This window comes from Siphonobacter sp. SORGH_AS_1065 (assembly GCF_030818595.1).
In the GTDB taxonomy this organism is placed as follows: domain Bacteria; phylum Bacteroidota; class Bacteroidia; order Cytophagales; family Spirosomataceae; genus Siphonobacter.
The window spans coordinates 201,472-225,098 of record NZ_JAUTAM010000007.1 but is presented as its reverse complement, the minus strand read 5'-3'; the positions used below and the strand labels follow the sequence as shown (position 1 = coordinate 225,098).

Below are 23,627 nucleotides of genomic sequence, written 5' to 3'. Positions count from 1 at the left end.
CCGGGTAGGTGTAATCCTGATATTGTCCGGTCTGCGGATTTTTCAGCCGTTTGAAACGAACCATATTTTCAACAGCTAAGGCCGAATCGTGGTACAAATCAACCACGGGAAACTTTTCGGAGGTACCAATGTCTACGATGGTATTCGCTACCTGTTCCAGCGTTTGATCCATCTTGGGCTTGTACGATCCATACGCGTGATTCGAAGGATTATTGATATACACGAAATCTCCACGTTGCATGGGCGTAATAAGAATGATGCGGGCCTTTTTATTCAGGCTGCGGAATTTATCGATAATGGTTCGGAATGAGCCGTAAATCGTGCTATTTCCAGTCCTTTGTTGATAATCAGTTAAGGAGCCTACCCGCTTGCCCTGCCACCAGTCATTGGTTCCCAGAAAAACCGTGTACACATCTGCTTTGACCAACCCCAGCGATTCAATGCTTTCGGCGATTTTTACGGCAGTCCAGCCATTATGACCTTGATTGATGTACTCAACCTGGGGATAGCGTTCTTTGATTAAAGTTAGGTACCCCTTCGTAATCCGATTGCCCGTTTCGTTGGGATGATCATTCAAATACGTAATGGAATCGCCCAGAGCCAGCCAGGTAATCTTACGGGGAGCCGCACTTAGTAAAGTAATGAAGAGAACACACAGAATTAGAAATCTTTTCATAGGAATATGGAGGTTTTAGTAAAGACGGGTAATGAATTCTGAACACCCATTTTAGCCCTAAGAAAACAGATAATATAGCACAAATGCTATTAACGCCGAACCAGATTATAAAAAAAGACCTTTTCGTGAGAAAAGGTCTTTCGAAAACTAGTAACGACTTTATACACCCCTGATGAGTAGACAATCGGCCTATTCCTTACGCGATTACCTGCTGGTTTTTAAAAATGCTTTCAACGACGCAGGAGGAAGCCTCTTCGCAGAAATCCAGTCCTGAATAATCGGGATTATAGCCTCCGATGTACGGAACGGCCATGATATTAATGCGTTCGTTATAGGCCCCGTAAGCGTCCACTACCTGAAAATAATCGTTAATGGTAATGCCGTGTACCTTTAGGTAATACTCGCCGTCGGAGGCTTTATAAATATTTTCTTTATCCTTCTCCATCGCTTCCAGAGCCTTTTCCGCTGACTTAAATTTCAACCGGGCCGGACTAATCACGTGAGCTTCCTTCAAACTTTTAAATGGGAAAGCGGCATAGGGTAAATGGGGCTGTCCGACGCAGTTAACGAAGGTCTGGTAATACACACATTGTTCCTGACCGGCTTCGTCTGTGTAGGTGTAATTTGCCCCACCCTGCGGTTGTGGTTCTTCCTCGCCATCGGAACCTACTGTTACCATTTCGAGGCGGCCAGCGGCGTGTAAAACGAGTAACTCTTCGCAGGAACTTTGCGGTACGGCGGCAATGACAATGGAAATCAGGGGCATCAATACTTTCTGAAGCCGCATCATGTCTTCGGCGGAAAAGTATTTGGCTGGGTAATTCATGGCGAAACTCAGTTCAGCCAGCTTCTCTTTCCAATGAATGGATTTTCGTTCCTGAATGGATTGTTCGGCTTCCTTGTATTCCGCCAGAAATAACTCAAAAGGCTCACATTTTTCGCGGTAGCTCATCATGGTCTCCACGAATTCCTCCAGATTCATGTCTTTGATTTTGTCATAAAAAGCCGGATCTTTTTCAATAAAACTGGCTTTGAAATTGGAATCAAACACGTAATCCAGCGAAAGAAAACCATCATTAGTAGCCTTATTTTGCTCAACTTCCTGATCGCTCATTAACGAATCGCCGTTGACCTTGGGCTCTTCGAGGTGAAAACGGATGGCCGGCAACAGACCGTTACGTGAGTGCATAACGATTTTAAAATCAGGAGAATCTTCATTCACCTGATAACCGATAAGTTTGCCTTCCTCATTCGTCTGGAAACTTCCATTTTGTCGGGAAAGCGTTCGGATGGCGTCAATGGCCGTTAACGAAGCTCCCTTGATGGCTACGGCATGGTTCGCTTTGAACTGTAACTTTTTCGGCGGATAAGGCGAATCGTAATAGTTGGGAACAGAGCCTTCGTGTTTGATGGGCCATTGGTGCCCAGTGGTAATGATGACATGATCAAAAGACAGAATATCATTTGCTTCGGTCTTCACGCCTACTTCGCCCGTTTCCGGGTAATCAATCACATCCACCACCGTAGTGTTTAAGTGAAGCGTCGTCGGAAGTCCCAGGGCTTTGGCTTTATCGAGTAATAAATCAAATTGAGCGGAAAGATATTGTCCCAACAGCAAACGAGGGACTACTTTATATTCATTGAAAGCCTCCCGTTCAATAGCAAAGGTTCGTAAAGTATCGTCTGAAATAGTCTGAATCCATTCGCCAATGGATGTTACCAGATCGGGTACTTCAATGTCCGAAACATTACTGATGTGTTCCACATTGGCTCCGAGTTTGCTGTAAGGCATCCCTCCGCCTAACTGATATTGCGACTCAAAAATATCTATGGTGAAATCTATTCTTTCTAAATCAACCAAACGTTTGAATACGAATAATCCACTAGGGCCACCCCCTAAAATAGCTATGCGTTTATTAGTTTTTTCTGTCTTCATTTTGAGCTTTAGTAAGTAGCTCTGAATTAACAAGATTACTCCTGATTTGTTGTTAAAATAAAAAGGTCTGAGAAGAGTTTTCACTCTTTCCAGACCTTCGTCAATGGGTAACGGAAAAACGTCCAGTTTTACTTTACACTAGCATCAAAAACGCCCGTTAGTACTTTATTATTCCGCTTCACTTGAATCCAGATGCGGTAGTCACCACTTTGCGGAAAAGCGTAGGGAATGGAAAGATGATTATTCTCCTGACCGTGTTCCATTCCACCCATCGAAGCCATGTCCATGTTGGGCATGAGGAGATGATCGCGGGCGGCTTCTGGTAACTGAGCCAGCATCTGAATGACCTGATCGACACTGTCGCGGAATACCTTCGGAGGAGCAGGATTAGTGGCCAGACGTCTGGTTTCCGTAATGCGGTTTTCCAGAATCTGCTGAGAAGCACTGGAGAATGTTCCCGTAGGATGCAAGTGAATATATACCTGACCGTCATTTTTAAATACCGCCGCATGGCCCATCATACCGAGGTAGGGTTGCAGGGCGGCTGACTTACCGTTAGGATCGATGACGGAAAAATTCAGGGAATACACTTTGCCGGACTGAAAAGTCTGATTGGGCTGAGCTTCCCAAACAATGGTCGAGCCATCCTGAAGTTTGGTTTTAACGCCCGGTTTTCCACAAATCGTAATGTTCTGATCGCCTAGCAAAGGCTGCGTTTTGGTGATGGACGAAGTAACGGCAAAGGTATCTTCCGGGTCTGATTTTAGCGTTTTCGTTTGTGTTTTGGGTAAAACAGGAATCTCCAGCGTATCAGTTACTGTGTACGAAAATCCGTGGTAGCGAACCATATCCGCGTACAGCAGATACTTGCCGGGAGGTAAATCGGGCAGCGGAGCCTGGAATGTTAGAGAATCCAGTCGATTGGGATGGAGGTGTGCGAAGGCATCCATTGTTCCCTGACGAACCAGAAAAAGGTGCATCAGCTTTCCATGATCGGGCACCAGGTAACTCAGGGATCGTTGCTGAACGGAATTTGAATCAATTTGAAGGGTTAATACGGACTGACCCTCTTTCTGGTGAACGCTGGAGGTAGCCCGGTAAGGTTTATAGAGATAATCTTTATATTCATTCGCCCGGTCTTTCCACCAGTTATTACCGATGAAAATCAGCCCAAAACAGAACGTAGCTCCTACAATAGATCCGGTTACCCGTTTTCTTCGGGTTTGAGCCGTGTCAGCCTGTCCCGGTTTCATTAATCCATCACTAACGCTGGCCCCGAAAATGGTAATTAATAAGCCGATTAACAAGACCCCTAAACCTACCAGAACCCAGCCCGTAATCTCAGGCATCTGCCGGGTTGCGGTAGAAACGGCTACCATTGGAATCACGACGGTACCCGTACCTAAACTTCCCTTAATGGTTACCTGCACGCTGGCCGAACCCGTTTCCATAAACCACACCGAACCCTGAAACTGACCTGGCTCACCAGGAGCGGGCAAGGCGGGATCGGCCTGCGGAGAACCTTCGTCACCTGCCGAAAAATAAATGGGTTTGAGTTGAATGCTTTCAACCGTACCCTGTCCCACCATAACCGTCACCTGAGCTGTACCCGGAATAACGTCGGGGGGCTGAACAAAAACCTGTACGGGATACTTGCCCGCTTTACCTTCATAAACCACGCCCGAGCTACCTACGTGAGCATGGGTAATGATTGGAAAACTTAGGAAAAAAAAGAGATACTTGAGAAATTTCATGTTGGTTCTTTCGGAGAGTAAGGGTTATCGTACCACGCGTTGCATCCATTTGCCCCAAAGCAGAGCCAGTCGGGTAGTGGCTAGGGCGACCACAAGAGCAATGCCTAGTCCTTTAATCAAATCAGAGACTTTCTGGATGGATCGCGGACGGTATGCGTACCGGAACTCCCAGTTAGGATCGCTGCCGAAATACCAGGTATAACTGCCAAAAATTTTATTGCGGGCCAAGGGCGAAGTGAACAGAAATTCCGTGGCATACCATTGCGTCACAAAATAAACGAGCGAGAAAAGAAGCCCCAGAACCAGTGCCTGAATCCAGTCATTCCGGCCCTTGAGACGTGGACTAATCCAGTCGCAAACGAAAGAGGGAACGATTACCAAAACAGGGAAACCGTAGAACTGAAAATGGTCAACTGGATTGAGAATAGGACCGAGTAAGGGTTCGGCATGGAACTGTTGCATGATCCAATTCGTCACCAGCATGAAAGACATATACAGTCCGCTAATGATGGTACGCCCCCAGCGATGCCCCGATGCCCGGCCCGTGGAGAAGAGCAACAAAGGAAAAACAAAAGCGGAAATCTGGTAATAAAAGGAACGATGACCAGAGGAGTTGGATAAAAACTCTGAAGTAAATAAATGGACGAGTGAGATAAGCAGGCCCGCTGAAATCATGAATAGTAGGCGTAGCCGCTGGGTGCGACTTTCATTTTGTTCAGCCGTAAATCCGGGAATAACTTCTGCCCGATTGAGCATGGACATGACCACAAACATGGCACCTAATTGAATGGTGATTAGTCCCATTAACAAGACCGTATGGGGGGGCGTAAAAATCTCAACATCCAAACCGTAAGCGGCGTGCCACCAGTCGTCGAAAGGAGCGGAGGTAATAGCCGCCATGCTTCCCCAAATGCAAAAAAGCCCCCCTAGCGAACTATAAAAAAAGCCCCAGAAGTGAACGGATTTGCTTTTTTCCTGCGGTGTTCCCCAGAACGAGGTTTTTAAGCATTGGTAACCAGCAAAAGTTCCGGCAAAGACAGAGCCCAGATACATCAGCACGTGGGGAGCTGAAAATAACCCGTCGCGGCCAATGGTCATGTGCCAGGAGATATCCCAGAGTACGCCCACAAAAATATTGAGAGACGCAAACACGCAGATGTAAACGTAGAGGGGAATAGAGAGCAAAACCGACGTACGGCTCGGAGAAAACTCCCTGGCTTCAGGGATTGAAGCGAGACTTGACATAGAAAAACGTTAGAAGGAATGGAATAGCCAAGTTAAGGCTTTAATTCCGTTTAATTTTTGCCACTGTCAAGATTTTAGTTAGTGGTTAAATAATAGTATGTTAAGTTAGTTCTAAAGCTTAATCAGTTGAGCAAAAAGACCTTAAAGACTAAAGGCCAGGTAATAACCGCCCGGCTTATGTCCGTTTTTCGACCCTCCCACGGCCAATACGATGTATTGTTTCCCCTTCATTTGGTAAGTCATGGGAGTGGCAAAACCCCCGGCGGGTAACTGATATTCCCAGACTACTTTCCCCGTTTTTTTATCAAAAGCCCGAAATCGTTCGTCCTTGGTTGCAGCAATGAAGACCAGTCCCCCCGCTGTAACTAAAGGGCCACCGTAACTTTCGGTACCCGTTACGGGCATTCCCCGTTGAGTTAATGCCGGAAACTCGCCGAGCGGTACCCGCCAGAGGTATTCTCCCGTATTAAGATCGATGGCATTCAGCGTGCCCCAGGGGGGCTTGATGGCCGGGTAACCGTCAGGGTCAAGGAAGCGTTTCCAGCCCGTATTAACGTAGGGCGGCTCGTAGGGAAACGTACCGGGTTTTGGGGCTTTGGCAACGGGTTGGGCTGGGAGTTTGACTTTACTTTTCAGGTTCAGTAAATAGTCTGCAATGGCCTCACGGGTCTGGTCGGGAAGGTGCTGAAAAGAAGGCATTCGACCCCGCCCGGTTTTCATGATGTTTAGTAAATCCTGTTTCGTTAATCGGGAAGCGATGGCACTTAGATTAGGATATTCCGTGCCGGAGCCTTTTTTATCTCCACCGTGGCAAATGGAGCAGTTATCCAGGTAGAGAATTTCTGCTGAGGGCGGTCGATGGACCTGCTTTTTCCGCTCTTCCATCCCCAAATCCCAGATCATTTCGTTGGCATTCTGGTATAAAATACCGTTTTCGTCGATGGCACTGCCTCCCCATTCGGCTCCGCCGCCCATGCCATACATCAGCGTCCCTTCCTTACTAGGCGGGATGAACTTATTCCCCGAACGCGTTTCCCGAAAACGCTTCAGCACAAAGGCCCGGGCTTCCGGGGTTCGGTCGGTAATGTCCTCTTCCGTTAAAAATTGACGGGTTAGCGGAGCGGGTTTACTGGGGTAAAGTTGGGTGGGATAAGGTTTCTCGCCGGGCAAACCGTCGGTCGGAACGGCTCTTTCTTCAAGCGGGAAAAGAGATTCACCCGTATCCCGATTTAATACATAAACCAGCCCGTCTTTAGTGGTCTGTGTGACAACCTCCAGTTTTTTCCCTTGATGCGTAATTGTGGTCAGGTTGGGGGGGCAGGGAATATCCCGATCCCATAAATCGTGGTGAATGGTCTGGAAATGCCATTTTCGTTTTCCGGTTTCGGCATCTAAGGCCAGAATACAATCAGAGAATAAATTTTGACCTTCCCGAGCACCACCGTAGAAATCGCTGGAAGCCGAACCCGTACCCAGATAGACTACGCCCCGTTTTTCATCCAGCACCATACCGCCCCAATTGTTAGCTGCCCCAAAATACTTCCAGGCCTCTTTGGGCCAGGTATCGTAGCCAAACTCTCCCGGATGCGGAATGGTATGAAAAATCCAGGTCAGCTTTCCCGTTCTCACGTCAAAGCCACGAATGGAGCCGGGAGCGGCGTCGCCTCCTTCACCCACGCGGGAACCCAGCACCAGGGTATGTTTGTAGATGATACCCGGACTCGTGGCATCCACCGGTAAACCGTCTACATGATGGTCGAGGTGATCGCCTACGCCCACATGCAGATCAATGGACCCCCTTTCTCCGAATTCCTCCACGAGCTTTCCTGTTTCGGCTTCGAGAGCAAACAGTCTGGAGCCTGCGGTATAGAAAATGCGTTTCCCTTCGGGCCAGTAGGTAACGCCCCGGATGGGATGAAAAGTAGGAATCTGATTTTCGAAAGGATCAAATTTCCAGAGTTCCTCCCCCGTGTCCGCTTTTAGGGCAAATAACTTGAGCAGGGGAGTCGTGCCATATAAAATACCATTGACCATAATGGGCTGACACTGCATTTCAAAGGGATTTTCGCCCTTTGCGGCGTGGTAGGTCCAGGCTACTTTTAGCGAAGAAACGTTTTGTACATTGATTTCTCTTAACTCCGAATAGCGGTTGCCGGCAGCATTTCCTCCGTAAAAGGGCCATTCGGTAGTTTCGGTTTCTGAGGACTGATGGCAGTTACTAAGAAGGCACAAAAGGCCAAATAAGAGCAGGACAAATCTCAGCATAGGCGGCGAAGTCAGCAATCTGACCGAGCGAAGGTTGGATAAAGTAATAACGTCTGAACCTAGCTTTTTGATTAAAAAAGCGGATGAGTGTAGAATGAAATAAATTTCTAAAAGGCCTCTTGCTTCGCTTTAAACTAAAAAACGGAGGTGGCTTGGGATGTTTACTCCAGGCCACCTCCGTTCACTGAATGATCTACACTTAATAAATTCCACGCGGACTAGCCTTGCCGATGGCCGTGTCATGGGTATCTACAGGTTCTGATTTCCCTTTCCCATCGCTTTCCAGACGAGCGGCATCAATGCCAAAGTTTTTAGTTAGCGTCTGTTTCAATGCTTCGGCCCGACATGTGGACAAATCAAGGTTTTGCCGATTATAAACGGTCAAAATGTGGTTGGTAACGGAGATTTAAAGACTCATTCAGGCTCATTTAACAAAGAACTCATACTCAATTTTCCAGCTAAATTCCTGGCCGGGCTCTGCTTTGATCTGGATATAGGGTTCTGGACAAAGCGTATTTTTCTGGGACCAGTAAACGATTTTAGTAATAGGTTGATCGCCTTTGATCTGTACGCCTATCTGGTCATTTTCAACCCGGATGTTATAGTCTTTTGCCGAGTTACCAAAGCCTTTTAGAAAAGCCTGCGTACTGACTTTAGGCGGGACGGGTTGTTTATAAGTCCATTGGTTGCCCTTGATTGCTGCGATGTTGCCCAGACCTTCGGTGGGACCATCGGTGGTTAATTCAAAAGGAAACGTAACCCGATAGGAGGGCCCGGTTTCATGCTGATCGAATACAAAAAAATTATGGTCGTAGGCCTGCGTAAGAAGTGTTCGGGTTCCGGTGTTTTTCAGGCGATGTTCCAATACCAGGATGGGTTGGTCGGGTAAGAGACGAAGCGTTTTCTCGTATACGTAGGCATACCCCGAAGCATCCGTAAACGTGTGCGTGTAAATCGCCCGGTCTTTTTTTACTTCACTTTTCCAGATTCCTTTATTCACGTGTTCAAACGGTTCCCAGAAATGATAGGGTTGGTTACTGGTTTTCTTCAGCGTACCAACCCCTATTTTCAGAAAGGTTTCACCGGGTCGGGCTTCCGCGTAACCGATGGGCATAAATTCTTCTACGGGGCCGCTGATGCCATCATTACTTAAGGGATCGTGCGTTTCTCGCCAGGGACCGAAAAAAGAGTGACCTTTGTATTCAAGTTTGCCAATAACCCCCGACCAGTCAAATCGCTGAGCCCGGTAATACCCCTTTTCGGCATCGGGCAGATAAAGACTGGCTTTGATGAGGCCATTGGAAATTTCGGCTTTGGGAAAAGGAGTTTCCTGAAAACAAGTAATACCAGCCCAGGTCAGACTGAGGACAATCCAGGTTTTGATCATATGATAATCACAATTGAGTTCGTACGTTGAAAACCATAAAAAAGGGAGGTGAATCCTAAGATTTTGAAGGGATTAACTTCCTAATTCGGGGCAATTACGTCATGCTTTGGGGATTCTGCGAAAAACAAGATTTATTTTTCAACGTGCTCAGCTCAGGAAAAAGAGCTATACTTAACCTTTAAAACGATTAATAAAACGCTTTACAATGCCTACTAACGATGGCGTCCGACGTTATTTAGGAATTCATCCTGAAGAAACCCGTACCGTCTGGCTGTTTTTTCTCCACCATTTTTTACTTGGAATTGGTACGATTCAACTATACGTAGCAGCCAATGCCATTCTTCTTGAGAACGATCCCGAAGCCAATCTGCCCCTGGCTTACATCGCTTCGGCCATTGGAATGATTCTGGTTGGCAAAGTCTATGCTCACTATGAACATCACCTGGGCTTAAGCAAAGTGGCCGTTCGGGTGCTGGCAGTGGTAGCCGTAATGACCGTGCTGGTTATGCTGGTCGTCTGGCTCGGCCATTCCGTACTGGCAGCAATCGGAATCATGATTGGCTACCGGATTATTTACCTGCTGACCAGTCTGGAATTCTGGGGAGTTTCGGCTCTCGTTTTTGATACCCGGCAGGGCAAGCGTTTGTTCAGCATTATTAGCTCCGGCGATATGCCCGCTAAAGCTTTGGGGGCTGTCCTGGCAGCTTTGGTACACGCCCATGCCGATTTGCTTTCGTTACTGGGTGTTTCGCTGGCGGCTTTCTTAGGAGCACTGGCCACTTTACAATTAACCTTGCGTTCGCATGCCATTCGCACCAAAGAACGCCATTCGGCTCGCCGCCGGCCCCAGCCCCGCTTCATCCAGCAGCTTTTTGGAGGTAGCGAGCTGGTGTTTTTCATGTGTCTGAGTATTCTGCTGGTGGCTTGCTTTGCTACCAAAGTTGAATACAATTTCTTCATGGATGTCAAACACCGCTTCCATGATGAATCGGAATTGATCGCGTACGTAAGTTTCTGGTTAGCGGGTACTTATGTGCTGGCAATGCTGGTCAAATTGCTAATTTCCCGCCGCGCTCTGGATCGTCTGGGAATTAAAAATTCGTTATTACTATTGCCAATGGCCGCTCTGCTGGGCTTGTTGGGGTTAGCCATTGCCCGCACGGTTTCCCACGAAGAAACGACCTTTCTAATCGGAGCCTGTTTGTTGTACCTAACCATCGAGGTGATTCGTCGGTCTTTGTTTGATGCCGTTTTTCTAGTGTTATTTCAGCCCCTCACGCCTCATCAGCGACTAATGGGGCATACGCTGGCAAAAGGACTCTATGAACCGTTGGGCCTGGGACTGGCTGGCTTGTTCCTGTTTTTGAGTCGAGTATTAGCCATACCCGAAGCAACAGCCGTTTGGGGCTGGCTGGTTTTTCCAGTGCTGATGATTTTGTTCGTTTTACGGGCGTATCGATTCTATTTGCAGACCCTGGGAGAAGCTTTATCGCGACGGTTTTTACCCGGCGAAGAAGTAGCCTTACCCGGCGAAATTGCTCTGGCAGCCGAACAGGATTTATCAAGTCCTTTGGCTCCCCGCGTGGTAAAAGCTCTGGATTGGTTTAATGAGAACCAACCCGCCCAATTTGACGAAAAAGCACTTCCTCTATTACGTCATTCGGATGCCAGCGTTCGTTTGCACGTGCTGGAGTTATGGGCAAAACAATCAGCGTCGAAAGACCGGCCTCTAGAAAATTTATTGAATGATCCGCATCCGCAAATTCGGGAAAAAGCGGCTCAGTTGAAGGCTCGACAGGCTAGCTCTATTGCGGAATTACTGAACATTCAGGATCTGGAAATTCAAAAGGGAACCCTTCGCGGACGACTGGAAGTAGATCCTAAGGATGGGGCGGCTCGTCAGCAATTAGAGCAGTGGATGAATGTTCCCGCTACACAACCATTGGCTTTAGAATTGATAGAGACTTTAGCTCTGAAGGAGTATGATGCTTTCGTTGAAAAGAGCCTGAAAGCAGACGATTCGGAGACGGTGAAGGCTGCCATTCGGGCGGCGGGTTCTTTGCCTAGTCAGGTATTAACCCAACATTTGCTGGCGTTATTAGCCCATCGTCAGTACGGACGGGCTGCATTGCGAAGCCTGCGGGAACAGGGTGAAGTAACCTTAACTTCGCTACAGTCGCTGGCGAAAGTTACCCCGGAGCAGCAACGGTTGATGGCTCAGTTATTGGGCAGTATCCAAACGCCGCAAAGTGAGCAATTACTGGTGACGATGGCTCAACATCCCGACCGGGCTCTGCGGGAAACGGCCTTGTATGCCCTGAGACACTTCCCGGTTTCAGATAACCAGCGAGAGTTATTTGAAATACTATTAACCGATGATTTACGCTTAGCCGAACGAATTCAGGCGGGACAATACGCCGCGATGGATCCCGAATGGCGAACGGCAATGGGTTATGAAACGGATCGGGTTTTGAAGCGAATCCTGCGAATTTTAGGTCGGTTGTATGACCCTGAAATCATTACTCAGGTACAGAGTGGCTTGAATCATGCTTCGCAGGAACGGAGTGCCAATGCCCTGGAAATGCTGGAAAACCTGGTGCCCCGGCCCGTTTATACCTTATTCAGAAGCCAGTTGGAAGCGAAAACTTCCGTTTACTCGGAGTCTATGGCCGACTCAGTGGCCTTTATTCTGAAAGAAGGAACGTCAGTTTTTACGGAATGGACCGTTAGTGTAGCCCTGCGTCGCTGGAATTCCTGGGTAGGCGAACCTCAAATGGTAACGGCTTATGTCAATCATCCGGTATCCATTCTGGCTGAAAGTGCCCACTTAACGCTTACTTCGATTGAAAAAAATACACCCTTTATGCATACTCATGCTTCGTCTTCGCATTCGTCACTGGAGTTGGTGCAGATTTTGAAAAATACGCCTCTGTTTGCGAGTACGGCTGAAAACGTACTGGCCAGCATTATTCCCATCATGAAGCAGGTGCACGTCGCGGCGGGCGATGCCATCATCCGCAAAGGCGACCTGGGTGATAGCATGTTTGTGATTCTTTCGGGGGAAGTAGAGATTTACGACGAAGATACCTTACTGGCTGAAATGGGCCGTGGAGACATTTTCGGGGAGCTGGCCTTACTCGATGCCGAACCTCGTTCGGCGACGGTTGTTGCCCAGACTGCCGCCACGTTATTCCGAATCGATCAGGAAGATTTCTACGACTTAATGGAAGAACGCGGCGAAGTATTACGCAATGTCATGCGGGTATTATGTCAGCGAATTCGCCATCAGAATGAAGTAGTTACGGCTCAGTCGAAGTCGATTGCTGCTGAATAAGCAAATGAAGTTGCTCTTGCTTGGCGGGTTGCCGCTGGGCAAGAGCCGTCTGGGTCCAGTAATGGTGTTCCTGTAAAAAATCGATTTGCTTTTGTGTCCAGTTGTCTTCGGGTTTCATGAAATGCCAGGCGAGCAATTCCTGATGCAGGGTTTCCGAGATACTTTCAAAACCTGGCCGACCGAGGTAGTCCAGGTCAGCATCACACAGAATTTCTTCCAGATGATTTTGCGGTTGCTGAGGAACCTTCGTAGCCCGAATCATCCCGCAGATTTTTGCGATCTGTTCGGGTGAGTAGCCAAACGTAGGTAGGCATTGTTCCGCCACTTCGCAGCCCGCTTCTTCATGATTGAGATAGGTATACATAAAGCCGCAATCGTGAAAAAGAGCCGCTGTTTTCAATAACTCCAACGCTTCCTCATCCTTAATGCCTTCTTCCTTAGCCAGCCAGTTAGCAGCATTTACCACGTCCAGGGTGTGATGAAGACCATGGTAAAACAAATGTTGGGGTAACTGCTGGGCTAATAACCCAAGAATAAAGCGTTCTGCTTGCGTAACATTCATCGTTGAAAGAGGTTAAAAGTGGGCTTAGGCAATGACTTCAACAATCTGAACCGGCAGGGATTTGTTTTTCAGTGTTACCTCTCCCAATATTTTTCCCTGAAAGGATTCCTTTACGCGTTGATACACATCATCCGTAATCAGAATTTGTCCCGGTTTAGCAGCGGACTGTAGCCGTTGAGCAAGATTTACAGTATCACCGATGACAGTATAATCCAGCCGTCTCAGGGAAGCTGAGCCAATATTACCTGATACCATTTCACCGGAATTGATACCAATGGCTACCTGAGGCAGGAAGGTCTGATCGGGCAAACTTTCTTCTATATCTGATAACTGCGTACGCACCGCCAGCGAAGCTTCAATGGCCCGATCCAGGTGAAACTCTCCCCGAAAAACGGCCATGACGGCATCGCCAATAAATTTGTCGACATAGCCCCCCTGAGCAATGATTGCTTTTACGATGACATCAAAATAAGAGTTAATCATCTGGACCACCACATCGGCTGGCTCTCGTTCGGTAATCGCCGTGAAGCCGCAAATGTCCACGAAAACCACGCTTCCCTCAATCGTTTCGTTGGCCGTTAGGGAAGATTCAAACTCGGAACGGGTCATGAACTGAAGAACCGTTTCATCGACGTACATCCGAAGAATATCATTTTCTTTGATGGCCTTCAGGGTCTGTCGTAACTGCTCCACATGCCGTAGCGTTTTCTGCATGGTTACTTCCAGATCCTCAAAATCAACGGGTTTGCAAAGGAAATCGAAGGCACCCCGATTCATCGCGACGCGGATATTTTCCATATCGCCATAGGCTGATACAATGACGGCTTTGACCAATGGATTAGCTTCATTCAGCTTTACCAGCAATGTCAAACCGTCCATTTCAGGCATGTTGATATCGCTCAGCACAATATCAATGTCCGCGTTTTCCTGTAACTTTTGCAGGGCTGTAATGCCATTTTCGGCGAAAAGAAATTCATATTTCCCTTCGCGAATCTGACGGCGGAATTTCTGCTTGATTAATACTTCCAGATCGGCTTCGTCGTCCACTACCAAGATCTTTGCCTTCATAACGTCTCTTTGAGTTTAACCTTTAACTCCCCAAAATTTAAGGGCTTCGTAAGGAAATCATTTGCTCCGAGTTTCAGAGCCTGAGCGTGGGTTTCTTCGTCACCGTAAGCGGTAATCATCATGACTACTGGCGGTGAGCTAGGGTGCGTATGGCGAATGGATTGCAGTAAATCCAGCCCGCTCATGCCGGGCATGTTAATATCCGAAAGGATTAATACAATTTCGGAATCCTCTTTTTCGAGACAAGTCAGGGCTTCTTCGCCCGAGAAGCTGAAAAAAAAGCGAAAATCCCCGTTTTTAATTTCCCGGCGAAACCGTTGTTCAAACAAAGCCTGAACGTCTCTCTCGTCATCAACGACTAATATATTCATGGGTAAAAATTTTCTGCCGGTTACCGAGGCAGGCGAATAATAAATTCCGTAAAAGCACCTTCCTGAGTAATCACTTCCAGCGAACCGCCGTGGCCTTTGGTAATGATGTCATAACTCAGAGAAAGCCCCAGTCCCGTGCCCTGTCCGGTGGGTTTAGTAGTAAAAAAGGGCTGAAAAATCTTTTGTTTGACGCTATCTGGCATCCCCGTTCCATTGTCCCGAACCCGAATGATTACCTGATTAGGGCGGCTTTGGGTAACGATCCAGACCGTAGGTTCATAGCCTTGCGGTTGCTGGCGTTTTTTATCGGAAACTGCGTAAAAGGCATTGGTTAGCATGTTCAGCAATACCCGACCCAAATCCTGCGGTAATACATGGACCTTGCCTAACGTTGGGTCCAGTTCCGTGACCATTTTGGCGTTGAAGGTCTTGTCTTTCGCCCGTAATCCGTGGTAAGCCAGGCGTAGGTATTCCTCGGCCATTGCGTTAAGGTCGATGTCTTCTTTCTGTCCCGAAGAAGTACGGGAATGTTGAAGCATACCCTTTACGATACTATCGGCCCGCTTGCCGTGGTGCTGAATCTTCTGGAGATTTTGTTCAATATCCGTCAATAATTCAATGATTAACTCGGTATCCTGTTCCGGCTTCTGTGACTCTTCGCGGAGCTCGTCTACCAGTTCAATGCTAACTTCCGAGAAGTTATTGACGAAGTTTAAAGGATTTTGAATCTCATGGGCAATACCCGCCGTTAACTCCCCGAGGGAAGCCATTTTTTCAGCGTGAATAAGTTGGTTTTGAGTCGATTTTAAATGACTGAGAGCCTTTTCTAATTCTTCTTTTTGTAGACGTAATTCTGCCGTTCGTTCCGCGACTAATACTTCGAGCTGATCGCGTTGAGCTTCCGTAACCCGGCCTAACTCTTCCTGTTTCTCCAGTTTTAATCGTTCGGCTTCAAGGGCTTTTTCCTGTTTGCGGTTGTTGAGCCATAGAATGAAAACCCATACGAAGGCAAAAAACTTACCCGCTTCAAAAAAACCATCGAACTGGTTATAAAAATCTTTGGAAACAAACTTGACTAGCTCTCCAAAAATGCTGATAAACGCATAGGGAAGGATGGAAAGTGAAGTCGATTGAACGGGTTGCAGTTCTTCCTTTTTATGAGTTAGCCATACCAGCAATAATAGGTAGCAGGGCCCGATTAACCGGAGAATAAAGATCTCATGGAAGAGAAACTGCATCCCCCAGAGACCGACCGTCAGATAACGGGCCGAAACAATAAGCCGATCCAGTTCTGGGTATTTGCTTTCCGATTGTATGGCCTTTCGTACATAATTAATGAAAAAGAAGGCAATCAGAAATGAGGTGGTAGACATAAAGAATTCAGAAAAGAGGCTGCTACTCTTGAGAAATGAATGGACTAAAATACGGTTTTGAAAGGGCTTTTCAAGCGAAAGCACTGGGTTTTCAGAGAAATAATGGCTTATTCATGAAAAGAACTTGGCTACTTTTCGTAAAAAATAGCCATAGGTAGGCCCCTGGTTATTACTCATCTTGAGCATAGGCACGATATTATAGAAAAATAGAATTAGGGAATTACCCATAAATAGTGGATATTGATATTGATAAAAGTTAATTTGATCTGAATTTTTAAGGAGTTCAATCCCTTAACGTTATACTTTTTGAACTTATGAGTGTAGTTTTGTTAGAAAACAAATACTGTATTCCATTATTTAGCACAACCCTTTGCCAACTTATTCGAAGCCGCTGGTCATTTTAGTCGTCGAGGACGACGAAGATGATCGAGAATTATTACAGATTGCCTTTAACGAGGGAGATTATAAAGGAGAATTGTTCTTTGCTAATGACGGAGAACATGCCTGGCAGTTACTAAATGATGGTAGTGTAGAACCCTCGTTGCTGTTACTGGATATTAATATGCCCCGCCTGAATGGAATGGAATTATTAGAGAAACTGAAATCAACACTTCGGTTTAAAGCATTGCCCGTACTCATGTTTACGACTTCTTCTAATGAAGGAATGGTGAGAAAGGCGTATGAACTTGGAGCTAATAGTTATGTAGTGAAGCCACAGAACTTTCAGCGACTTTCAGAAATATGGGATCAGGTGTACTCCTATTGGACTCAAATGATTCAGTTACCCTCAAGGGATTAGTGGTGGAGACAGGTTTTATTTTTAAATGAATTGAAATGGCAGAAAAACCTTTGTTGATGGTGGTTGAGGACGACCCTGAACAGCGTTTTATCATGAACTGGAGTTACCAGAAAAGTACTCAGCTCTGTAATTTGCTATTTGCCGAAAATGCAGAACAAGCTCTGCTATATCTGGATGACTTACCAACCTATCCGAGTTTGATGCTATTGGATTATCGACTTCCCGGCATCAACGGAATGGAATTAGTGAAGCATATCAGACAATCTGAAAAATGGAAATACTTACCAGTAGTTATGTTTTCTCAATTTTCTGGAAAAACATTGATTGAAGATGCTTACGATAACGGCGTAAATGCGTTTGTAGTAAAGCCGGAAAACCGTAATGATTTTCTCAATATCTGGAATACGGTTTTTGACTTCTGGAATGCACATTCTCAATTACCCAAAGCAACCGACGATACACGTCGGTAATAGTTCTGAACTTACTCTTCTGCGTATGGTATAAATCACGGGTCGCTGTGTTTATCCAACGTTTATTTAAGCGAAGTCTATTTGCATACTAAGGTTTTACTTCTTCTTTTAAAATATACGCTTATCAGATATATCTATTCCCGCAGTCGCTCGGCTTTATAACCCAAATTTTGTGTTTTGAAGGGGTAGAGACGCGACTTTATCGCGTCTGGGTAAGAGGCGGTTTTGTGTTGCCTTTGTACTACTTTCATCTCCCGACCAGACGCGATAAAGTCGCGTCTCTACTTGGGAATTTGTGATGTAGGGTCTGCCTGGAGGCTTTTGGTTTAAAACGTGGAGACTACGCCATGATTGGTGGGACACCAACTACTGTTTGCGTACAAATGGCTGGTGGGACACCAGCCATGGCGGAGAATCTCGCACCCGTGGGTCGAAGTTCGTCTCTACTGGGATTCGCGGTTTAATCAAGGATTTTGGTTTAACTAAACTAAGACCAACGGGTGCGAGATTCCCTCGCGTTCCTAAAGAAAAGACAGGTTCCACTTGCCGTTATCCCAAGCCTGTTACCCCTAACAAAACAAAGGATCAGATTTCCGATTCGCATGAAGTCTTCGATTCTAAATGTTAGATCGCTTTGTAGAGTGTATACTGCTTTCTAGTATAAGGTAAGGGAGCTGAGTGAGTATTTAGTGGACGTGCGGACGATCAATTGACCCGAATGTGTACTAGGTAACTTCCGTACATTGTTCCCGATTTTCTGATGAAGAGAACTCATGTAGAGATGTTAAGAAGGATTGATCTCTTAAAGGGAAATCATAATTCTACCCATCACCTCATAGCTTCTGCTTTCATTTACTGAGTGGAAAATAATAGAATTGAATTAAATCATTAACAGCGTTCGAACGGCCATCCAGCCCATAATGAGCATAACTACCACACCGATGAGCGTTAATAAAATCGGGTGTTTGTAACTGCCAGCCAAGGCGGGTTTATGAACTACTACTAGCATAATCAGCAGAGATAGCGGTAAAATCATTCCATTTACCGCCCCGGCAACCACCAATAAGGTAACCGGATTTCCAGCGATCAGAAAGATTACCGAAGAAAGAATAATGAAGCCCAGTGTGAGGGCAGTGGTTCGGTGAGTGAAGGAAGGATGTAAGGTTCGGATGAAGGAAACGGAGGTATACGCCGAACCCGTTACGGAGGTAATCGCTGCACACCACATCACTAGTCCAAACAACTTGTACCCTAATGTACCCGCGGCCTGCTGAAACATGGATGCTGGCGGATTGGACGGATCAATACTTAAGCCCTGCATGACCACTCCTAAGGCAGCCAGGAATAATAAAATTCGCATGATAGAAGCAATGCTAATGCCCGTTACGGCCCCACGGTCGGTTTCAGGTAAAGCTTCCGATCCTTTCAAACCCGCATCCAGCAACCGGTGAGCTCCGGCGAAAGTAATGTATCCTCCCACGGTTCCCCCTACGAGGGTAATGATGGCGGTAGTGTCCAGAATATCGGGGTTTATGGTTTTTTGAAAGGCCAGACCCAGGGGGGGATGAGCCGTGAAAACGACATAAAAGGTTAAGGCAATCATTAACACTCCCAGCCATTTGGAAAACGAATCCATGGCGAGAAGGGCATCTTTTCTCACAAAAAGGACAAGGGCAATGAGGGCACTGATGACGGCACCGACTTCAACGGGAATGCCCAGTAATACATTAAGGCCAAGTCCGGCTCCGGCAATATTACCGATGTTAAACACTAGTCCGCCGAGCCCGATCATAATGGATAACAAATGACCCAGACCGGGGAATAGGGCGTTGGCCAGATCGGGAGCTTTCTGTCCGCAGGCGATGACAATCCGCCAGATATTGAGCTGAACCCCAATGTCAAGTAAAATGGAAAGCAGAATAACAAAACCAAAACTGGCCTGTAACTTTACCGTAAAAAGGGTGGTCTGAGTCAGAAAGCCCGGTCCGATGGCTGATGTAGCCATTAAAAAAGCAGCTCCTAATAGGGTAGAAGCCAGCGAAGTAGATTTGGGGGTCATAAGATGAGGTTAATCAGGACGAAGCATACGAACGCCCGCCTGTTGCAAATGAGTATGTAAGGTTTGAGCAAAAGCAAGGGCCTGTGAACCATCGCCGTGAATGCAGACCGTTTCAGTTTTTCGTTCTGGATCATTCATAAGCCGCATAACCTGGGCAACAGCTTCGGCTGGATCTGTCAGGTGAGCATCGGGCTGATTCCGGGGGGTTAAGGTGCCGTCGGCCTGGTATTTTCGATCAGCAAAAATTTCACTACAAGTGTTAAGTCCCAATTGCTCTGCTTCTGAAATGAGGTAACTTCCGGCTAGTCCGTACAGAAACAGGCTCGCATCAAAATCATGTACGGCCTGAGCAATGGCCCGGGCCATTGCCGCATCTTTGGCCGCCATGTTATACAAAGCTCCGTGTGGTTTCACGTGTTGAAGACGGGTTCCTGCTGCCCGAACAAACCCGGCCAAAGCTCCGACCTGATACAAAACCAGCTCATAAACCTCAGCGGGACTGAGCTGCATATTTCTGCGTCCGAAGCCTTGTAAATCGGCGAAGCCCGGATGAGCCCCAATGGCCACGTTATGTTCCAGACATTTTTCAACGGTATACCGCATTACGCCTGGGTCGCCCGCGTGAAAACCACAGGCTACGTTGGCGGAGGTAATCAAGGGTAAGATAGCCTCATCCTGGCCGATGGTATAAGCCCCAAAACTTTCGCCTAAATCGCAGTTTATGTCAATTCGCATACAATCGCTGAAAAATGCTTTGCTTCAAAAGCTGTAAATGTTGATGGGAAGATACGTAGATTTCTTCGGCCTCGGCTGCACTGATGCGTACAAAACGAACCTCGTTACCCGTCGTAAGCTGGGCACAAATGCATAAATCGGCTTCGATCACCTGGGCTATCCGGGGGTAACCACCCGTGGCTGGAGCGTCGTTCATCAGTAATACCAGATTTCCGTCGGGTAATACCTGAAGCGTACCCGGACTTACGGCGGTGGACAATAATTCCCCGGTGTGGCTACGTTCCAAAGCGGCTTTGAGCCGATACCCCATTCGATTGCTCTGGGGTAACACGGAATGATTCTCTTCGAGCCAGTGCCTTTGGCTTTCTTGCGTAAACCAATCCCATTCCGGTCCTTCGATGACTCGAACCTTAGGGTTTGAAGAATACTCAGGTAAAGCCGAGGAAGCAATGGACCAGGAAGCTTGGGGAGATGGCTTGGGGGTAAAGGCTATCTGATCTCCTTTTCGTAAAGCTCTTCCCCGAAATCCGCCCCATCCGGCCGAAGCATAGGTACTGTAACTTCCGAGTACTTCAGAAATCTGCCAGCCGCCAGCCACGGCGAGGTAACTGCGGCAACCGTACCCGGCATACATTACCTTCAGGCGATCCCTGGGCTGAACAGCGGTACTTTTCCAGCAATCCATCGGCGATTGATTTAAGAAGGCCCGCACGCCAAAACCACCCAGAGCAATGAGGGCAGGTTCATGAAAAACGATTTCCAAGCCACCCATGGTTATTTCAAGGGTGGGCTGATTTTCGTCGTTACCTACCAGCCAGTTTGCAACCCGGTGAGCAAAACCATCCATAGCTCCACTCAGCACTACCCCCTGAGCCCGATAGCCGGATCGGCCCAAATCCTGTAATGTAGTTAATACACCTGCCTGAATGATTTCTATGGCCATCTTAAAGGGAATATACGGGGATAAACCTGATTTCATCCCCCGCCTGAAGCAAAGCCGGAGGAGTGTGGCTGATGTGAAAAAGTGGTAAAGCCGTTCGGCCAATGATCTGCCAGCCGCCGGGAATCGTCATGGGGTAAATGCCCGTTTGAGCTCCTGCAATTCCAACGGAACCCGCTGCTACCTGAGCTCGGGGAGTCATTTTTCTGGGAGTATGCAGGCTTTCAGGCAAGCCACCCATGTAGGCAAAACCGGGTACAAAACCGAGCATATACACCTGGTATACAGCCTGACTATGCTGCTCGATGACGGCTTCGGGCGAAAGTCCGCAGTGGTGAGCAACTTCCGCTAAATCGGGCCCCAGGTCACCTCCGTAACAAACCGGAATGTCCACTCGTCGGGGCTTGACAGCAGCCAGATCCTGGGCTAGCGTGTGCATTTGTTGCCTGAGCCAGTTCTCCACCCAGCTTGTAGCCGTTTGACCGGGGTGATTTTTACGAATGAGTACGGGATCGTAGAAAACGGTTAATGAGGCGTAGGCAGGCACTACCTCCGTCAAACCCGGAAATGGCTGAGCCAGAATTTCGCGTTGTACCCTTCGCACCTGAGCCGAAATGTCGGGATCGATGCGAGTTTCCCAGGCCAGAGTAAGGGCTTTTTCCGAGAGTTGATAGATACGCTGGGGCAGAAGCATAACGGATGAATTTTGCCGAAGATAAGACCCGAAATGAAATCCGCTTATTGCAAAATTGATTCGGGTACGAAATTTATGGAATTAATTTACCTGGTATTGCTTACTTCAAAAGATAACATCGACTGCTATACGTATGCCTTCAATCATTCCATCCATTCTTGACAACGACTTTTATAAGTTTACCATGCAACAAGGCGTTATTCGCCTTTTTCCTAACGCTCAGGCCCGTTACGCATTTATTAATCGTGGAAAGCATTCTTTTCCGCCGGGTTTTGCCGAGGCATTGCGGCAAGCTGTTGATGAACTGGCGGGGCTGAAATTAACCCGTGAAGAAAAAGTTTTTTTTGCCAGAACCTGCCCTTATCTCGATCCGGTATATCTGGATTTTCTGGAAGGGTATCGCTATCAGCCCCAGGAAGTGCACATCGAACAGAACGGCGATCAGCTAAAGGTAGAAGTGCAAGGACACTGGTACCGGACTATTCTTTGGGAAGTTCCGTTGATGTCTCTGATTTGTGAGTTGTATTATCGGCTTAAGGGTTTACAGCGAATTAGTAACAAGGAAGTACGGGAGGTAACGCGTAAGAAAATTGAAAACTATCGTCAACTAGGGGTTACAGTAGCCGAATTTGGAACCCGCCGCCGTCATTCTTATGAAGTACAGAATCAGGTAGTGGATGCTTTGAAAACCTATGGAGATGGCTCTTTCGTAGGGACCAGTAACGTTCATTTGGCCATGCTTAAGCAAACCCGACCCATTGGAACGCACGCTCACGAATGGTTCATGTTTCACGCCGCTCGCTATGGCTTCAAAATGGCTAACGCCATGGCTCTGCAACATTGGGTAGAGGTGTATCGCGGCGATTTAGGAATCGCTTTATCAGATACGTACACTACGAACGTATTCTTTCAGCAATTTGATAAAATGTTCTCTAAGTTATTTGATGGCGTGCGTCACGACAGTGGTGATCCCTTGCATTTTGCCGATCAGGTTATTGCTCATTACCAGCAAATGGGGATTGATCCTTTAAGTAAAACCATTACGTTTTCGGACGGTCTTAACTATGAAAAAGTAGCAAAAATTGCAGATTACTGCCGGGGACGAATCGGGATGTCTTTTGGCATTGGAACCAGCCTAACCAACGACGTAGGATTACCAGCCATGAATATTGTTTTGAAAATGACGGAAGCCAATCCCGGAAATGAAGAATGGACAGAAGTGGTTAAGCTTTCGGATGAACATGGAAAATATACTGGCAACCCTGAAATGATACAGTTAGCTAAAACTATATTGAATATTCACGAATAAACCACAATAATTCACTTATAATGAGTGATTTATTGTATAAAAAAGACGTTATAAAAAGAGTTTATTTTAAAGTTTTTTATAACGTCTTTTTTAGTTGACTTCGAGTAATAGATACCCTCTGAAAAAGACATTTTAGCTAAATCGAATATCTCCGCGATTTGTCCCGGACGAGCATCGCAATATGTTATTGTTACCCATAACGTTACTCCTCCTTCGGTCATCTAAAGTGAAGGAGCTTATTAGTATTATAAAAAGTTTCTTTGGTGAATGTTGCTTCCCCGGATGAAATCCGGGGACACTGTTGGCTTTTATAACTATCTCATACCTGAGGGATAATTACTATCAGCGTCTGTCATCCAGAGCGAAGCGAAGGATCTTATGGTCTTTTTCGAGCTGGTTGTGTCATACGGTAACGTGAATGAATCAACCCGCCCCATTCCTCAAAAGGTCTCTCTCTTCGTTCGAGAGTACCATCCGACAATTATAAATTTTAGAAGGTCTGTTCGTATGAGTCTAAATTTTCGTAACTTATTCATCGATAAAAGTAAGTACAAATTACTCATGAACTAATTAATTTTTTAGGGTGGGTGCCTACCTGAAAATAACTTATTCGGTGTAATTTACGCTGCCATTCGAATCATAAAATGCCA

At 46.8% G+C, this 23,627-nt stretch carries 19 protein-coding genes; 4 read left to right on the top strand and 15 right to left on the bottom strand.

Going from position 1 to position 23,627, the window contains the following annotated elements; genetic code table 11:
• The 7 genes from QE390_RS22615 to QE390_RS22585 form a co-directional block, all read right to left on the bottom strand.
• Positions 1 to 676, bottom strand: a 676-nt coding sequence (locus QE390_RS22615) for an SGNH/GDSL hydrolase family protein (protein WP_307144007.1), incomplete at its 3' end; no start/stop codon positions are given.
• 196 nt (positions 677 to 872) lie between these two features.
• Entirely contained in the window at positions 873 to 2,612 is a 1,740-nt protein-coding gene (locus QE390_RS22610; RefSeq protein WP_307144006.1) for an FAD/NAD(P)-binding protein, read from the bottom strand.
• A 128-nt stretch (positions 2,613 to 2,740) separates the two neighbouring features.
• Positions 2,741 to 4,366: a hypothetical protein gene (locus QE390_RS22605; protein WP_307144005.1), complete on the bottom strand. Its 1,626-nt coding sequence runs from the start codon at positions 4,364 to 4,366 to the stop codon at positions 2,741 to 2,743.
• 24 nt (positions 4,367 to 4,390) lie between these two features.
• Positions 4,391 to 5,611, bottom strand: coding sequence for a hypothetical protein (locus QE390_RS22600; RefSeq protein WP_307144004.1), 1,221 nt, complete (start codon positions 5,609 to 5,611; stop codon positions 4,391 to 4,393).
• A 141-nt stretch (positions 5,612 to 5,752) separates the two neighbouring features.
• Positions 5,753 to 7,876, bottom strand: a complete 2,124-nt coding sequence (locus tag QE390_RS22595) for a PQQ-binding-like beta-propeller repeat protein (RefSeq protein ID WP_307144003.1) — start codon at positions 7,874 to 7,876, stop codon at positions 5,753 to 5,755.
• 199 nt (positions 7,877 to 8,075) lie between these two features.
• Positions 8,076 to 8,261 carry an OmpA family protein gene (locus tag QE390_RS22590; protein ID WP_307144002.1) on the bottom strand — a complete coding sequence of 62 codons (186 nt, stop codon included), beginning with the start codon at positions 8,259 to 8,261 and terminating at the stop codon, positions 8,076 to 8,078.
• Between the two features lie 39 nt (positions 8,262 to 8,300).
• The gene (locus QE390_RS22585) at positions 8,301 to 9,263 is read right to left on the bottom strand and encodes a hypothetical protein (RefSeq protein ID WP_307144001.1); all 963 of its coding nucleotides are present in this window, start codon (positions 9,261 to 9,263) and stop codon (positions 8,301 to 8,303) included.
• A gap of 205 nt (positions 9,264 to 9,468) precedes the next feature.
• Between QE390_RS22585 and QE390_RS22580 the strand changes: the two genes are divergently transcribed.
• The gene (locus tag QE390_RS22580; RefSeq protein WP_307144000.1) at positions 9,469 to 12,597 is read left to right on the top strand and encodes a cyclic nucleotide-binding domain-containing protein; all 3,129 of its coding nucleotides are present in this window, start codon (positions 9,469 to 9,471) and stop codon (positions 12,595 to 12,597) included.
• Here QE390_RS22580 and QE390_RS22575 read toward each other — a convergent pair.
• Genes QE390_RS22575 through QE390_RS22560 form a run of 4 tightly spaced genes read right to left on the bottom strand, consistent with a single transcriptional unit; the run spans position 12,563 to position 15,971 of the window.
• On the bottom strand, positions 12,563 to 13,159 hold the full coding sequence (locus QE390_RS22575; RefSeq protein ID WP_307143999.1) for an HD domain-containing protein: 597 nt from the start codon (positions 13,157 to 13,159) through the stop codon (positions 12,563 to 12,565). The genes QE390_RS22580 and QE390_RS22575 overlap by 35 nt on opposite strands.
• 24 nt (positions 13,160 to 13,183) lie before the next feature.
• On the bottom strand, positions 13,184 to 14,227 hold the full coding sequence (locus tag QE390_RS22570) for an adenylate/guanylate cyclase domain-containing protein (protein WP_307143998.1): 1,044 nt from the start codon (positions 14,225 to 14,227) through the stop codon (positions 13,184 to 13,186).
• The gene (locus tag QE390_RS22565; RefSeq protein WP_307143997.1) at positions 14,224 to 14,598 is read right to left on the bottom strand and encodes a response regulator; all 375 of its coding nucleotides are present in this window, start codon (positions 14,596 to 14,598) and stop codon (positions 14,224 to 14,226) included. The genes QE390_RS22570 and QE390_RS22565 overlap by 4 nt, the downstream gene beginning before the upstream one ends.
• Positions 14,599 to 14,618: 20 nt before the next feature.
• Positions 14,619 to 15,971, bottom strand: a complete 1,353-nt coding sequence (locus tag QE390_RS22560; protein ID WP_307143996.1) for a sensor histidine kinase — start codon at positions 15,969 to 15,971, stop codon at positions 14,619 to 14,621.
• Positions 15,972 to 16,341: 370 nt separating this feature from the next.
• Between QE390_RS22560 and QE390_RS22555 the strand changes: the two genes are divergently transcribed.
• Entirely contained in the window at positions 16,342 to 16,770 is a 429-nt protein-coding gene (locus QE390_RS22555; protein WP_307143995.1) for a response regulator, read from the top strand.
• Between the two features lie 35 nt (positions 16,771 to 16,805).
• The gene (locus tag QE390_RS22550; protein ID WP_307143994.1) at positions 16,806 to 17,240 is read left to right on the top strand and encodes a response regulator; all 435 of its coding nucleotides are present in this window, start codon (positions 16,806 to 16,808) and stop codon (positions 17,238 to 17,240) included.
• Between the two features lie 880 nt (positions 17,241 to 18,120).
• Here QE390_RS22550 and QE390_RS22545 read toward each other — a convergent pair.
• Genes QE390_RS22545 through pxpB form a run of 4 tightly spaced genes read right to left on the bottom strand, consistent with a single transcriptional unit; the run spans position 18,121 to position 21,668 of the window.
• On the bottom strand, positions 18,121 to 19,299 hold the full coding sequence (locus QE390_RS22545) for an NRAMP family divalent metal transporter (RefSeq protein WP_307143993.1): 1,179 nt from the start codon (positions 19,297 to 19,299) through the stop codon (positions 18,121 to 18,123).
• A 9-nt stretch (positions 19,300 to 19,308) separates the two neighbouring features.
• Positions 19,309 to 20,034: a LamB/YcsF family protein gene (locus QE390_RS22540; protein ID WP_307143992.1), complete on the bottom strand. Its 726-nt coding sequence runs from the start codon at positions 20,032 to 20,034 to the stop codon at positions 19,309 to 19,311.
• Positions 20,024 to 20,977, bottom strand: coding sequence for a biotin-dependent carboxyltransferase family protein (locus tag QE390_RS22535; protein ID WP_307143991.1), 954 nt, complete (start codon positions 20,975 to 20,977; stop codon positions 20,024 to 20,026). Before QE390_RS22535 ends, QE390_RS22540 begins: the two co-directional genes overlap by 11 nt.
• Position 20,978: 1 nt before the next feature.
• Positions 20,979 to 21,668 (bottom strand): 5-oxoprolinase subunit PxpB, encoded by a 690-nt coding sequence (pxpB, locus tag QE390_RS22530; protein WP_307143990.1) that lies wholly within the window; start codon positions 21,666 to 21,668, stop codon positions 20,979 to 20,981.
• A 133-nt stretch (positions 21,669 to 21,801) separates the two neighbouring features.
• Here pxpB and pncB point away from each other — a divergent pair, with 133 nt between their 5' ends.
• Positions 21,802 to 22,977, top strand: coding sequence for a nicotinate phosphoribosyltransferase (pncB, locus tag QE390_RS22525; protein WP_307143989.1), 1,176 nt, complete (start codon positions 21,802 to 21,804; stop codon positions 22,975 to 22,977).
• Positions 22,978 to 23,627 lie beyond the last annotated feature (650 nt).